Below are 13,896 nucleotides of genomic sequence, written 5' to 3' on the forward strand. Positions count from 1 at the left end.
GTTCTTGAATGCCATTCAAGCTTCGGCCGGGCCGCGCACCACGAACGACCGAGCCGCACACCACGAAGAGGAGGTCCGGTGTCCCTGCCCCACACGGACTCCGCAAGCGCCGCCCGAAGCGCCGCCCCGCACGACACCCCGAGCACCACCCCACCCGGCACCGGCGTCGCCTCCGACGAGCTGTTCCAGGTGGAGACGCACGGGATCGACCCGATCCCGGACCACGAGCGCCACGGCAGCGCCAGGGACGTCTTCTGGCTCTGGTTCGGCTCGAACCTCTCCTTCACCTTCGTGATCAACGGCACCCTCGCGGTGATGTTCGGGTTGTCGTTCGGGGCGGCGATCGCCGTCGTCGTGATCACCGGCTTCTCCTTCTTCGCGGTCGGCGCCCTCGGCCTCGCCGGCGTCCGCACCGGCACCGCGACCCTGGTGATCTCGCGCGCCGCGTTCGGCGTACACGGCAACTTCCCGGCCGGCCTGCTCAACTGGGTGGTCGGCATCGGATACACGATCTTGAACACCGTGGTCGGCACCTTCGCCCTCGAAGGGCTGTTCGCCGAGCTCGGCTGGGTCGGCGGCGACCTCGCCCGGGTGGTCGCGCTGGCGATCACCCTCTCGCTCACCTTCGCGGTGGCGATGTGGGGGCACGCCACCGTGCAGGCCGCGGAGCGCTGGATGGCCTACGTCCTGGGCATCGGCTTCGGCCTGCTGATCCTGTTCGTCGTCCCCGGCCTGAGGACCGGCGACGCGCCCGAGACCTCGAACACGTTCCACGCGATCTCGCTCGCCGTGCTCGTCCTGGTCGCCGGCCCGATCTCCTACCTGCCGATGCCCTCGGACTACACCCGCTACCTGCCCCGGGACACCTCGCTGCGCTCGATCACCCTGTGGGGCGCGGCCGGCGGAATGCTCTCCTCGGTGCTGCTCGGCGTACTCGGCGTGGCCGCGGCCACCCAGGCCGACATGACCGACCCGGTGGCGGGCGTGGCCGACCTGGTGCCCGGCTGGTTCGAGGCGCCGTTCCTGCTGCTCGTGGTGGGCGGCTCGATCACCAACTCGATCCTGACCCTGTACTCCTCCAGCCTGAACCTCCAGGTGCTGGGCATCCCGTGGTCGCGCGCCAAGGGCATCCTGGTCAGCACCGCGTTCATCCTGGTCGGCTCGTTGTGGGCGCTGTTCAACGGCAACTTCACCGACAACCTGACCAGCTTCCTGTCCGTGCTCGTGGTGGTCTTCGCGCCGTGGGGCGGCGTGTTCATCGCCGACACGCTGATGCGCCGCTGCCGCTACGACGCCGACGGCCTGCACGACATGCGCGGCGGTGCCTACTGGTACACCCGCGGCTTCCATCCCGCCGGGATGATCGCGCTCGGCGCCGGCATCGCCTTCGCCGCGCTGACCGCCGAGTCCGCGCTGTGGACCGGCGCCCTCGTGGAGACCTTCGACGGCGACTTCACGCTGCTCGGCGCGGTCGTCTCCGGTCTCGCCTACTGGGCCCTCGCCCGTCGCGAACCGCAGTTCGCCAAGCACTGAACCACCTCGCACCAGACCCCCATCGCACCACCCCTGGAGTTGTCACCGTGTCCCGCACCGCCGACCTGGTCCTGCGCAACGCGCTCATCCACACCGTCGACCCCGATCTGCCCGAGGCCGAGGCGCTGGCCGTCCGGGACGGGCGGATCGCCTGGGTGGGCGCGGACGCCGACGCGGCGGCCTGGATCGGTCCGGAGACCACCGTGCTCGACGGCGCCGGGCGGCGGGTGCTGCCCGGCTTCATCGACGCGCACAACCACGTCCGGCTCGGTTCGGACGACGCCTGCGTACAACTGGCGGGGGCGCGCACGTTGGCCGACATCCACGAACGGATCGGCGCCTGGCTGGCGGCCAACCCGGACGCCGAGTGGGTCGAGGCCGAGGCGTTCGACTACTCGGCGATCCCCGACGGACGCATGCCGCGCGCGAGCGACCTCGACCCGATCACCGGCGACGTGCCGGCCTTCGTGCTCAGCTACGACGTGCACACGGCGTGGCTCAACAGCGCCGCGATCGAGCGGCTCGGCATCACCCGGGACAGCGACGTGCTGCCCTTCGGCCGGGTGGACAAGGACCCGGAGACGGGCGAACCGACGGGCTTCGTCAAGGACTTCGCGGTGCGCGGCCTCTCCCGTGACGGACATCGCGCGCTGCGGGACCTGGGCGTGCCGTGGGCCTCGGCCGACCGGCAGTACGGGCGGCTGGCCAAGAGCCTGGACGACGCGATCCGGTTCGGCATCACCACCGTGGTCGAGCCGCAGAACTCGCTCGACGACCTGGCGCTGTACACCCGGGCGCGGCACGAGGGCCGGCTGCGCTCGCGGATCGTCGCGGCGCTGTTCCACCCGCGCGGCACCACCGACGCCGACCTGGACGAATTCGCCGCCGCGGCACGTGAGTTCGCCGACGACCGGCTGCGGGTGGGGCCGCTGAAGCTGTACATCGACGACGTGGTCGAGCCGCGCACCGCCGCGCTCCTGGAGCCGTATCGCGGGTGCGCCCGTCATCGGGGCGAGACGTTCTACCCGGCGGAGGAGTTCGCCGACCTGCTGGCGCGGCTGGACGGGCGGGGCTTCCAGTGTTTCGTGCACGCGACCGGCGACCGGGGCATCCGCACCGTCCTGGACGCGGTCGAGCACGCCCGGGCGGTCAACGGCGAGCGCGACGCGCGGCACCAGGTGGTGCACGTGGAGTGCCTGGACCCGGCGGACGTGTCCCGCTTCGCCGAGCTGGGCGTGGTGGCGTGCATGCAGCCCAGGCACTGCGCGCCGGAGATCGCCGGGCCGGGGCGGGACTGGGCGGAGAACGTCGGCGAGGAGCGCTGGCACAAGGCGTGGCCGATGCGGAGCCTGCGGGCCGCCGGGGCGGTCCTGGCGCTGTCCAGCGACTGGAACGTGGCCGAGATGGACCCGATGGTCGGCGTGTACACCGCGCTCACCCGCGCGCCGCTGGCGGGCGGGCCGGCCTGGATCCCGGAGGAGACGCTCGACGTGGAGGCCACGATCCACGGCTACACGATGGGCTCGGCCTACGCGAACTTCCTGGAGCACGAGCGCGGGTCCCTGACGGTGGGCAAGCTCGCCGACTTCGTCGTGCTCTCACGCGACATCATGCGGGTCGCTGCCGCGGAGATTCCGGGCACGGTCTGCGAGGTCGTCGCGGTCGGTGGCGAACTCGTGCACACGGCCTAGCGGCGGGCCGGTGGGGGGCGGGCCGGCCTGCGGCCCACCCGGCCTCGAGCGCCGGCCGGGCTGGGTGGCCTCAAGCGCCGGCCGGGCTGATCTACCCGGCCTCCGGCCGAGGCGGCCTCAAACGCCGGCCGGGCTGGATTTTGCTCGGCCCGCGTCTCAAGGTCGGCGCGAACCCACCCACGCGAATTCAGGCCGAGCCCACACCAGCCCGGCCGGCGCTTGAGGCCGCCCGACCGGACTCCGGGCAACCCAACCCAGCCCGGCCAGCGCCTGAGGCCACCCGCCCGGATTCAGGCCGAGCCGACACCAGCCCGGCCGGCGTTTGAGGCCGCCCGACCGGACTCCGGGCAACCCAACCCAGCCCGGCCGGCATCTGAGGCCACCCGCCCGGACTCAGGCCGAGCCGACATCAGCCTGGCCGGCGTTTGAGGCCGGTTGGGCAGGGTTCGGGCGGGTCGGGGGGCGTTGTGGGGGGTCAGGGTGATTCGAGTTTGAGGTCCTTGAGGAGCTTGGCCACGTGGCCCGTGGCGCGGACGTTGTACAGCGCGCGTTCCAGCTTGCCGGTCTCGTCGACGATGAACGTGGAGCGGATCACGCCCTTGACCGTCTTGCCGTACATGGTCTTCTCGCCGAAGGCCCCGTACGCCTCCAGCGTGGCCTTGTCCGGGTCCGCCAGCAGGGTCACCCGCAGGTTCTCCTTCTCCCGGAACCTGCCCAGCTTCTCCGGCTTGTCCGGGGAGATGCCGAGCACGTCGTAGCCGGCCCCGGCCAGCAGGTCGAGGTTGTCGGTGAAGTCGCACGCCTGCTTGGTGCAGCCCGGGGTCAGCGCGGCCGGGTAGAAGTACACGATGACCTTGCGGCCCGCGTAGTCGGACAGCGAGACGGACTTGCCGTCGGCGTCGGACAGGGTGAAGGCGGGGGCGGTGTCGCCCGCCTGGAGGCGGTCGCTCACGAAGAACTCCTCGAATCGAATCGCTCGGCAACGCAACGTACGCCCGCAACGCTAGCGCCGCGGTCGGACCGATCCCGGCCCCGCGCCCCGAGCCGGCCGCGCGTCCCCGGGGCGCGTTCTTCGTCAAAGCAGGGCAAAAACCGACGCCCGGGCGCCCTTGTTGCCACCATCACCCAATTGCAACCCTTTTGCAGGTGCGGCCCGAGGTCATAGGATCCCTCCGCCGAATCCGGCATTTCGGGAGGGGCCACATGCACATACCCAACGGCTTCATCGACGGCCCCGTATCCGCGGGCGCCGGCGTGATCGCGGTCGCCGGCGTCGCCGTCGGCCTGCGCGGCGCACGCCGCGAGCTGGACGAACGCACCGCGCCGCTCGCCGGCCTGGTCGCGGCCTTCGTCTTCGCCGTCCAGATGCTCAACTTCCCCGTCGCGGGCGGAACCAGCGGCCATCTCCTCGGCGGCACGCTCGCCGCGATCCTGGTCGGCCCGTACACCGGCGTGTTGTGCGTGGCGGTCGTACTGCTGATGCAGGGCCTGTTCTTCGCCGATGGCGGGCTGACCGCGCTCGGCCTGAACATCACCATCATGGGCGTCGTGACGGTCGTGGTCGGCTACGGCCTGTACCGGCTCACCCTCGGCCTGCTGCCCGCCCGGCACTCGTCCGTACCGATCGCCGCGTTCGTCGGCGCGCTGGTCTCGGTGCCCGCGGCCGCCTGTGTGTTCACCCTCTTCTACGCCATCGGCGGCACCACCGACGTATCGATCGGCAAGGTGGCCGGCGCGATGATCGGCGTGCACGTGCTGATCGGCATCGGCGAGGCGATCATCACCGCCGCCACCGTCTCCAGCGTGCTGGCGGTACGGCCCGACCTCGTCCACGGTGCGCGCGGCCTGGCGCGTCCCCTCGAACTGCGCTCGGCTGGGGAGACCCGATGACCCGCGTCCGTACCCGCACCCTGCTGATCGCCGGGGCCGTGCTCGCCCTGATCCTGGCCGGGTTCGTCAGCTACTACGCCAGCCAGAGCCCCGACGGCCTGGAGAAGGTGTCCGCCGACAAGGGCATCGACGCCAAGGAGCAGGACCACCAGCTCAAGGACGGCCCGCTGGCCGACTACAACGTCAAGGGCGTGCACAACGAACGCCTGTCCGGCGGCCTGGCCGGGGTGATCGGCGTCGCGGCCACCCTCGTGGTCGGCACCGGCGTGTTCCGGCTGGTCCGCCGCCGCCCGAGCGACGCCGCCCCGGCGAGGCCCGCCCACGACGCCGTCGACTCGGGCAGCGGCGGCTGACATGACCGGCGGACCCGAACACCGGCTCTTCCGCCCGGGCGACTCGCCCGTGCATCGGCTGCCGCCGCACTGCAAGCTGCTCGCGCTGATCGGCTTCGTCCTGGCCACGGTGTCCACCCCGCGCGAGGCCTACTGGGCCTTCGGCGCGTACGCGGCGCTGCTCGCGGTCGTCGCCGCCGTCGCCCGCGTCCCGGCCGGCTTCGTACTGCGCCGGATGCTGGTGGAGACCCCGTTCGTGCTCTTCGCGCTGCTCCTGCCCTTCGTGGCCGACGGGCCGACCGTCGAGGTGCTGGGCCTGACGGTCAGCCACGACGGCCTGCTCGGCGCCTGGAACGTACTCGCGAAGGGCACCCTCGGAGTGGTCGCCGGCGTCCTCCTCGCGGCCACCACGGAACTGCGCGCGCTGCTGCTCGGCCTGCAAAAGTTGCGCATGCCGCCGCTGCTCGTGCAGATCATGTCGTTCATGCTGCGCTACGGCGGGGTGATCACCGCGGAGATGGGCCGGATGCGGATCGCCCGCGAATCGCGCGGCTTCGTCGCGCGCGACCTGCGCCAGACCCCGGCGGTGGCCAAGTCGGCCGGCGCGCTGTTCATCCGCTCCTACGAGCGCGGCGAGCGGGTGCACCTGGCGATGCTCAGCCGCGGGTACACCGGGACCATGCCGATCCTCGTGGACACCCGGGCGAGCGCCGCCCAGTGGGCCGCCGCCGCGACGCTGCCCGCGGCGGCACTCGCGGTGTGGGCGGGGGCGCTGCTCCGGTGACCTCGCGCGTGACCGGACAATCGCGGGATCCGCGACACCGCGCGAGACGACAGACGCCGCGCGAGACGAGGAACACCGCGCGACCCGAGAACGGAGTTACCCCACGTGAGTGAATCCCCGCCGCCCACCACGCCCCCCTCTCTCGCCGTCCGCGGCCTCGCCTACGCCTACCCGGACGGCCACCAGGCCCTGTTCGGCGTCGACCTGACCATCACCCGCGGCGAACGGGTCGCCCTGCTCGGCCCCAACGGCGCCGGCAAGACCACCCTCGTGCTGCACCTGAACGGGATCCTGACCGCCGGCGCCGGCACCGTCGAGGTGGCCGGACTGCCCGTCGCCGGGGAGCACCTGCGCGAGATCCGCCGCCGGGTCGGCATCGTCTTCCAGGACCCGGACGACCAGCTGTTCATGCCCACCGTCCGCGAGGACGTCGCGTTCGGCCCGGCCAACCTCGGCCTGCGCGGCGCCGCGCTGGAGGAGCGGGTGCGACACGCGCTCGACCGGGTGGGCATGGCCGACTTCGCCGACCGGCCGCCGCACCACCTCAGCTACGGCCAGCGCCGCCGGGTCGCGGTGGCCACGGTGCTGGCGATGGAGCCGGAGATCCTGGTCCTGGACGAGCCGTCCTCGAATCTGGACCCGGCGAGCCGACGCGAACTGGCCGACGTGCTTCGTTCGCTCGACGTCACGGTGCTGATGGTGACCCACGACCTGCCCTACGCGCTGGAGCTGTGTCCGCGTGCCGCGGTGCTCGCGGGCGGCGTGGTGGTCGCCGACGGGGACACCCGCGATCTGCTCCTGGACCGCGACCTGATGGCCGCCCACCGGCTCGAACTTCCCTACGGTTTCGACCCGTCCTCGGTCCCGGCGTAGGCGCCCGCAGCGCACCGAAGGACGCCACGGGACCCGGTTGACCCGGGGCCGGGGAGGTAACTGACAGACTTGGGCCACACACGAGCGCAGGAGCCGGAGAGGACGGGTTGTGAGCGACCACGGGCGGGAACTGTCTCCGGCGGAGTTGGAGCGGCAAGGCCGGGCGGCATTGGGCCGTCCGGTGACGGCACACGCTGAACGGAGTCGGGTGGAGTCGGTGAACGGTGCACACAAGGCTGACGTTTCGAACGCCGGGCACGGGGACGGCAAGTCCGCCGGCCACGATGTGAACGGTGCCCCCGACCGGCGTACGCCGCAGCAGATCGAACGGGACATCGAGGCGGCCCGGGCCAACCTGGCGGTGACCCTGGACGAGATCGTCGACCGGGTGAAGCCGGCCAACGTCGCGGCCCGCGCGAAGGACAAGGTACGGGCGCAGTTCATCGACAGCGACACCGGCGCACCGCGCATGGAGCGCGTCGTGCCGCTCGCGGGCGGCGTGGCCGGGCTGGTCCTGCTGGTCGTCCTGGTCAAGAGCCGGGGCGGCGACAAGGCCGCGGCGAAGAAGGCCAAGGCCGCCAAGAAGCGCTGACCACCGCGGCACGCCGGTCGGGCCGACGCCGGGTCCGACCGCGTGCGGCCCGGCCGAGGCCGATTCGGGACCGTTCCCCGGCCGAAGCGGATCGGGACATCACACCTCCCGGTGACGCACGTTCGGCCTCGGACGGGTAGCTTGTCGAAGCGTGAGTTCCGACAGGTCCCAGTCTTCGAGCAACAACACCGCCCACGACCTCGGCGAGAAGCTGCCCATCCGCATGCTGCACGACCGTGTCCTGGTCCGCCAGGACGCGGCGGAGGGTGAGCGCCGCTCCGGCGGCGGCATCCTGATCCCCGCGACCGCGCAGGTCGGCAAGCGGCTGGCGTGGGCCGAGGTGGTCGCGGTCGGCCAGAACGTCCGCACCGTCGAGCCGGGCGATCGTGTCCTGTACGACCCCGAGGAGCGCGCCGAGGTCGAGGTGCGCGGGGTCCCGTACGTCCTGCTGCGCGAGCGCGACCTGCACGCGGTCGCCGCCGAACGCATCGAGGTCTCCGGCGAGGCAACCGGCCTGTATCTCTAGCCCGCCCGACGCCGACCGATCCGGCGGATCGGGCGTGGCGTCCTCCGCACGCCGGATGGTGGTTCCGTTCACCATCCGGCGGCCCACACCGGCCGGTTCACCCCTCGGGGTGAACTCTTCTGCCAGGATGACCCGATCCGCACGAAGAGCCGGCCACGAGGAGAGGGACAGATGCCGCGACGTCGGATCTGGATAGCGGCGCTGTGCGCGGTCGCCTTGGCGGGTTTCGTGGCCGGTGGCCTGGTCGGCGTGTTCAACGGTGGCGGCGGCGGCTCCTCGCATGCCGCGGCGACCTCGCCGGTGCCGACCACGTCGCCCTCGCCGACGGCGGTGACCGCCGGGCAGATCAGTTCCGCGCCGCCGACCACCGCCCCGCCCACCTCGGCCTCGCCCACGCCGTCCAAGTCCGCGTCCGCCAAACCGCCGCTGGCCGCCAACGGGCGCTACGTACTGCTGCTGCCGGACGGCCGGGCGATGGACGTGATGGGCGCCAGCGACCGGGATCGGGCCGCGGTGATCGCGTACCCGATGGGAGCGGGCAAGGCGAACCAGCAGTGGGTGATCCGCGACGCGGGCGGCGGCTTCGTCCGGCTCGAGTCGGCGCTCTCGCGCAAGTGCCTGGAGGTGTCCGGCGGCCGGGAGCCGCGCGCCTACCAGGACGACTGCGGGCGCGCCGAGAACCAGATGTGGAAGCCGCAGCCCAGCGGCTCCGGCGTGGTCTTCGTGGCCCGCAACGGGGCCGCCCTCGGGCTGGGCGACCAGGTCGGCGGCCAGCAGGGCCTGGGCCTGGTCCCGGTCGGCTCCGGGTCGGTGTGGCGGCCCAGCGGCGCCTGAGCACGGGCGCCGCCGGGCCGTCGGCGGCGTACCTCAGCCGCCGTTGTACTTCTTCGCGACGCGCGCGCCCAGGTCCGGGTCGACCTTCGTCCAGTATTCGATCACCCGGGGCAACACCTCGGCGGTCACCGGACCGTCGCTCTTCATGTGACCGACGATGTTGCCGACCAGATGTTCCCGGTCGGTCTCGGACATCACCTTGCGATACAGCGTGCCCGGCTGGCCGAAGTCGTCGTCCTCGGCGTGCGGCCGGTAGGCCGAGCGCACGATCTCGCCGGCTACCTCGTAGTTCTCGTCCTCGTACGGCGCCGGATCGGCGACCGGTCCACCGCGGCTGTTCGGCGCGTACACCGGGTCGCCGTAGTTCTCGTACCGCATCGCGCCGTCCTTGTTGTAGGAGTGCACGGGCACGATCGGCCGGTTGATCGGCAACTGGAGGTAGTTCGGCCCGATCCGGTAGCGGTGTGTGTCCGGGTAGCTGAACAGCCGGCCCTGGAGCATCTTGTCCGGGCTGGCACCGATGCCGGGAACCAGGTTGGCCGGTTCGAACGAGGCCTGCTCGACCTCGGCGAAGTAGTCCGAGGGGTTGCGGTCCAGCGTCATCCGGCCGACCTCGATCAGCGGGTAGTCGCCGTGCGGCCACACCTTGGTCAGGTCGAACGGGTTGAAGCGGTAGTCGGCCGCCGCCTCGAACGGCATCACCTGCACGTGCAGCGTCCACGACGGGTGGTCGCCGCGGGCGATCGCCTCGCGCAGGTCGCGCAGGTGGAAGTCGCGGTCCTCGCCGGCCATGGCGGCGGCCTCGGCGTCGGTGAAGTTCTCGATGCCCTGGTCGGTCAGGAAGTGGTACTTGATCCAGAACTTCTCCCCGCCCGCGTTCACCCACATGAAGGTGTGGCTGCCGAAGCCGTGCATGTTGCGCCACGTCCTGGGCGTGCCCCGGTCGGACATCAGGAACATCACCTGGTGTGCCGACTCCGGCGAGAGCGTCCAGAAGTCCCACTGCATGTCGTGATCGTGCAGGTGGGTGTCCGAGCGGCGCTTCTGCGAGTGGATGAAGTCGGAGAACTTGCTCGGATCCCGGATGAAGAAGATCGGCGTGTTGTTGCCGACCAGGTCGTAGTTCCCGTGCCGGGTGTAGAACTTGATCGCGAAACCGCGCGGGTCGCGCACGGTGTCGGGAAACCCGAGTTCGCCGGCGACGGTGGAGAAGCGGATGAACATCGGGGTCTCGCGGCCCGGCTGGAACAGGTCCGCCTTGGTGAACCGGCTCACGTCCGCGGTGACCCGGAAGACGCCGTGGGCGCCGCCGCCCTTGGCGTGCACCACCCGCTCCGGCACCCGCTCGCGATTGAACTGGGCCATCTTCTGGATGACGTAGTGGTCCTGGAGCAACAACGGACCGTCGGGTCCGACGGAGAGCGAGAACTCGTCGCTCGGGGCGGGAATGCCCGCGTCGGTCGTGGTCGTGGGGCGTTCGGTCATCACCGATATCCCTTTCGTGTCCTCGGGTCGTACATGGGTCGGGTTCGATTGCTCCTTATGCCCGATGTGCTCTCCGGCACGCCTGGATCGCGGAACAGCACGGGGTGTGCGGCGGTTGCACCTCAGAGCACGAATTCGCCCGCGGACGGGGCGGCGGGCGGGGCGGGACACGGGCCGGAATGCGGCCGGGAACGGGCCGAGTGACGGCCGAGGGCGGGCCGGAGAGAGGGACGCGGAGTGGACGCGGTAAAGCTGTCGGTACTGGACGTGGCACCGGTCGGGACGGGATATTCGGCGACCGAGGCGCTACGGACGAGTACCGAGTTGGCCAAGCGGGCCGAGCGGTGGGGCTTCCACCGGTTCTGGGTGGCGGAGCACCACAACATGCCCGGCATCGCCAGTTCGTCCCCGCCGGTGCTGCTCGCGCATCTGGCCGCGCACACCACCACGCTGCGGCTGGGATCGGGCGGGGTGATGTTGCCCAACCACGCGCCGCTCGTGGTGGCCGAGCAGTTCGGCACCCTGCAGGCGCTGCACCCCGGCCGGATCGACATCGGCATCGGCCGGGCCCCGGGCACCGACCAGGTCACCATGCGCGCCCTGCGGCGCGGCGGCGGGGCCGAGTCGGTGGACGAGTTCCCGCAGGCGCTCGGCGAGCTGATCGGCTTCGTCACCGGGCGGTTCGCCGAGGAGCACCCGTACGCGCGGATGCACGCCGTGCCGGGTCCCGCGTCCGGGATCGAGGCGGGCGGCGAGTTCGCCGCCGCGGAGGCGCCGGTGTGGCTGCTCGGGTCGAGCGGTTACAGCGCGCAGCTGGCCGGGATCCTCGGGCTGCCGTTCGCCTTCGCGCACCACTTCAGCGGACAGCACACACTGCCCGCGCTCGAGCTGTACCGCGAGTCGTTCCAGCCGTCGGCGTCGCTCAAGGAGCCCTACGCGATGATCGCGGCCGGGGTGATCGCGGCCGACACCCGGGAGCAGGCCGAACGGCTCGCGTTGTCGCAGGCGTTGTCGATGCTGAAGCTGCGCAGCGGCAACCCCGGGCGCATCCCGTCGCCGGAGGAGGCCGAGGCGTATCCGTGGACGCCGGCCGAGCGCGAGTTCGTGGAGAGCTACCAGCGGCAGCACATCAGGGGAGACCTCGCCGACGTGCGGGCGGGCATGCGGGAGCTGCGCGAGCGCACGCAGGTGGACGAGTTGATGGTGATCAGCAACGTGTACGGGCACGACGCGCGAATCCGGTCGTACGAGCTGATCGCGAAGGCTTGGGGGCTGATCGGGGAGTGAGGGGCGCGCCGCCCGGCGGTGCGGGCCGCCGGGTGCGGCGTGGGCATCGGCGCCGCGGGCCCTCGGCGCGGCCCACCGCTCAGCGGACCGTGACCTCGATGTGATGGTGACCGGTGGCGCCGTCCGGGATCACGTCGGCCGACCTGTCGGTCTGGACCGCGCCGGTGCCGTCCGTGGCGCGTACCCGCAGGGTGTGCCGGCCCGGGGTGGCGTCCCAGATCCACCGGTATTGGCGCCACGTGTCGGTGGTGGTCCGCGGCGCGAGTTCGGCGGCCTGCCAGGGGCCGTCGTCGACCCGGATCTCCACCGCGGTGATGCCTCGGTGCTGGGCCCAGGCGACGCCGGCGACCGGGACGGGGCCGGCGCGCAGGTCCGTCGCGTCGCGGGGGGTGTCCAGCCGCGACTGGGTCTTGATCGGGGCCTGGCGGGCCCAGCCGAGCCGGACCCAGTAGGCGCTGAACGCGGCGAACCGGGTCACCTCGATGTCCACGATCCACTTGCACGCGGACACGTACCCGTACAGGCCCGGCACCACCATCCGGACCGGGAAGCCGTGCTTGATCGGCAGCGGCTCGCCGTTCATCGCGTACGCCAGCATCGCGTCGCGCCCGTCCATGACCTCGCGCAGCGGGGTGCCGATGGTCATCCCGTCCGGCGAACGCGAGACGATCTGGTCGGCGCCGGGCCGCACGCCCGCCTCGCGCAGCAGGTCGGCCAGCGGGGTGCCCAGCCACCGGGCGTTGCCGATCAGGTCGCCGCCGACGTCGTTGGAGACGCAGGCGAGGGTGATGTCCCGCTCGATCGGGAAGCGGGCCCGCAGTTGTTCGTAGCTCAGCCGGATCTCCCGGTCGACCATGCCGTGGATGCGCAGTTCCCAGTCCTCGGCGCGCAGTTGCGGCACGGTGAACGCGGTGTCGATGCGGTAGAAGTCCGCGTTCGGGGTCAGGTACGGGGCCAGCCCCGGTACGACGAGGCCGGCGCCCGCCGGGGCCGCCGGGCTGATCGGCCGGGGCAGCGTGCCCGCGACGCCGGCCCGGGACTTCTCCGCGTCGAAGCGGGCGTGCTGGAGCATCCGGCCGCCGAATCCGGCCAGCGCGGCCGCGGCGGCGGCACCGACCACGAGTACGGTGCGGCGCGCGGTGTCCGGGGCCGGTTCGGCCACGTCGTCCTCGGGCGCGACCGGCAGCGGGCGGGCGAGGGGCCGGCGGTCGACCAGGTCCGGGCGGGTGAGCAGGACCAGCGCGAGCACCCCGAGCAACGTGCCGACCAGCGTCGGCGCCAGGTCGGCGGCGCGGTAGGAGGGACGGTCGGCGGCGGTCCACGCGGCGAAGCCGCCGAGCGCCAGGACCCCGGCGACGCCGTAGCGCAGCCGGCGGGCGGCGAGCACCCCGAGGCCGGCCGCGAACAGCGCGAGCAGCACCGCGATCACGGTCAGCAGGAACGCCTTGTCGCCGGTCCCGAAGGTACGGATCGCCCACTCGCGCGGCCCCGTCGGCGCCCGGTCGGCGACCGCCCCGCTGATCGTCACGAACGGCGTGGCCTCCGGCCGGACGAACGCCGCGACCACCTCGGCCACTCCCACCGCGACCGCAGCCGACACCACGCCGACCACCGCGGCCCTGATCCCGCCGGCACGCCGCACCCCGCCCACCTCACGCTCGAAATCCGCCTCCCCTCATCCTGACGCCCCGACCCGGGCAGCGGACGAATCGCCCGCTTACCGTTGTGTGACGAAGCGTCGGCGGCCGAAGCGTCGATCACCCGCCACGCTCCACCCCCTGCACACCCCACCCGCCCCGGCGGCCCGCCGTCCGGGCAACTTTCCGCGATACGGCCGACGTTTACCGAGCCGTGTACGGACGCCCGCGGGCGAGTCGGCTCATCGAGCGGTCGGGGTCGCCGGATGTTCGAGGCGGGCGGTCGGGGCCGGTTTGTTCCGGAGGCCGGCGCGCGGTGGGCCGAATCGGTGGGCAAGAGCGCCGTCCGCGTGCGGGCGGATCGATATGACGTCGGTTACTCCGGGGGCGTTGTGTGGGGGCGCGTGGGGGGTCTCTGCGTACTCTCGGGGG

At 72.2% G+C, this 13,896-nt stretch carries 11 protein-coding genes and 1 pseudogene; 9 read left to right on the forward strand and 3 right to left on the reverse strand.

Annotated elements, in window-relative coordinates:
• The first annotated feature begins 78 nt into the window (after nucleotides 1-78).
• Nucleotides 79-1,533 carry a purine-cytosine permease family protein gene (locus EMA17_RS46410; protein ID WP_371863219.1) on the forward strand — a complete coding sequence of 485 codons (1,455 nt, stop codon included), beginning with the start codon at nucleotides 79-81 and terminating at the stop codon, nucleotides 1,531-1,533.
• A gap of 47 nt (nucleotides 1,534-1,580) precedes the next feature.
• On the forward strand, nucleotides 1,581-3,224 hold the full coding sequence (locus EMA17_RS46415; RefSeq protein ID WP_126643264.1) for an amidohydrolase: 1,644 nt from the start codon (nucleotides 1,581-1,583) through the stop codon (nucleotides 3,222-3,224).
• Between the two features lie 475 nt (nucleotides 3,225-3,699).
• Here the strand turns inward: EMA17_RS46415 and bcp are convergent, their stop codons facing one another.
• Nucleotides 3,700-4,176: a thioredoxin-dependent thiol peroxidase gene (bcp, locus tag EMA17_RS46420; protein WP_126643265.1), complete on the reverse strand. Its 477-nt coding sequence runs from the start codon at nucleotides 4,174-4,176 to the stop codon at nucleotides 3,700-3,702.
• A gap of 251 nt (nucleotides 4,177-4,427) precedes the next feature.
• Between bcp and EMA17_RS46425 the strand changes: the two are divergent.
• The 6 genes and pseudogenes from EMA17_RS46425 (at nucleotide 4,428) to EMA17_RS46450 (ending at nucleotide 9,055) form a co-directional block, all read left to right on the forward strand.
• Nucleotides 4,428-5,467 (forward strand): annotated as a pseudogene (locus EMA17_RS46425) (energy-coupling factor ABC transporter permease).
• A gap of 1 nt (nucleotide 5,468) precedes the next feature.
• The gene (gene cbiQ / locus EMA17_RS46430) at nucleotides 5,469-6,230 is read left to right on the forward strand and encodes a cobalt ECF transporter T component CbiQ (protein ID WP_126643266.1); all 762 of its coding nucleotides are present in this window, start codon (nucleotides 5,469-5,471) and stop codon (nucleotides 6,228-6,230) included.
• Nucleotides 6,231-6,335: 105 nt separating this feature from the next.
• The gene (locus EMA17_RS46435; RefSeq protein ID WP_126643267.1) at nucleotides 6,336-7,103 is read left to right on the forward strand and encodes an energy-coupling factor ABC transporter ATP-binding protein; all 768 of its coding nucleotides are present in this window, start codon (nucleotides 6,336-6,338) and stop codon (nucleotides 7,101-7,103) included.
• A gap of 217 nt (nucleotides 7,104-7,320) precedes the next feature.
• Nucleotides 7,321-7,695: a DUF3618 domain-containing protein gene (locus tag EMA17_RS46440; RefSeq protein WP_307721598.1), complete on the forward strand. Its 375-nt coding sequence runs from the start codon at nucleotides 7,321-7,323 to the stop codon at nucleotides 7,693-7,695.
• A 223-nt stretch (nucleotides 7,696-7,918) separates the two neighbouring features.
• On the forward strand, nucleotides 7,919-8,221 hold the full coding sequence (locus EMA17_RS46445; RefSeq protein WP_052173837.1) for a GroES family chaperonin: 303 nt from the start codon (nucleotides 7,919-7,921) through the stop codon (nucleotides 8,219-8,221).
• A gap of 171 nt (nucleotides 8,222-8,392) precedes the next feature.
• On the forward strand, nucleotides 8,393-9,055 hold the full coding sequence (locus tag EMA17_RS46450; protein WP_126643268.1) for an RICIN domain-containing protein: 663 nt from the start codon (nucleotides 8,393-8,395) through the stop codon (nucleotides 9,053-9,055).
• A gap of 33 nt (nucleotides 9,056-9,088) precedes the next feature.
• Here EMA17_RS46450 and EMA17_RS46455 read toward each other — a convergent pair whose 3' ends face one another.
• Nucleotides 9,089-10,540, reverse strand: a complete 1,452-nt coding sequence (locus EMA17_RS46455; RefSeq protein ID WP_126643269.1) for a catalase — start codon at nucleotides 10,538-10,540, stop codon at nucleotides 9,089-9,091.
• A gap of 237 nt (nucleotides 10,541-10,777) precedes the next feature.
• Between EMA17_RS46455 and EMA17_RS46460 the strand changes: the two genes are divergently transcribed.
• The gene (locus tag EMA17_RS46460) at nucleotides 10,778-11,827 is read left to right on the forward strand and encodes an LLM class flavin-dependent oxidoreductase (protein WP_126643270.1); all 1,050 of its coding nucleotides are present in this window, start codon (nucleotides 10,778-10,780) and stop codon (nucleotides 11,825-11,827) included.
• A gap of 79 nt (nucleotides 11,828-11,906) precedes the next feature.
• Here the strand turns inward: EMA17_RS46460 and EMA17_RS46465 are convergent, their stop codons facing one another.
• Nucleotides 11,907-13,469 carry a molybdopterin-dependent oxidoreductase gene (locus tag EMA17_RS46465; protein WP_246127325.1) on the reverse strand — a complete coding sequence of 521 codons (1,563 nt, stop codon included), beginning with the start codon at nucleotides 13,467-13,469 and terminating at the stop codon, nucleotides 11,907-11,909.
• Between the last annotated feature and the right edge of the window lie 427 nt (nucleotides 13,470-13,896).

Origin of the sequence: Embleya hyalina (genome assembly GCF_003967355.1) — a bacterium.
Classification (GTDB): domain Bacteria; phylum Actinomycetota; class Actinomycetes; order Streptomycetales; family Streptomycetaceae; genus Embleya; species Embleya hyalina.

What these genes read in the sequence shown, in the direction of transcription:
- EMA17_RS46455 (WP_126643269.1), bottom strand. Translation starts at nt 10,540, where the DNA reads ATGACCGAACGCCCCACGACCACGACCGACGCGGGCATTCCCGCCCCG.
- EMA17_RS46445 (WP_052173837.1), top strand. Translation starts at nt 7,919, where the DNA reads ATGCTGCACGACCGTGTCCTGGTCCGCCAGGACGCGGCGGAGGGTGAG.
- cbiQ (WP_126643266.1), top strand. Translation starts at nt 5,469, where the DNA reads ATGACCGGCGGACCCGAACACCGGCTCTTCCGCCCGGGCGACTCGCCC.
- EMA17_RS46450 (WP_126643268.1), top strand. Translation starts at nt 8,393, where the DNA reads ATGCCGCGACGTCGGATCTGGATAGCGGCGCTGTGCGCGGTCGCCTTG.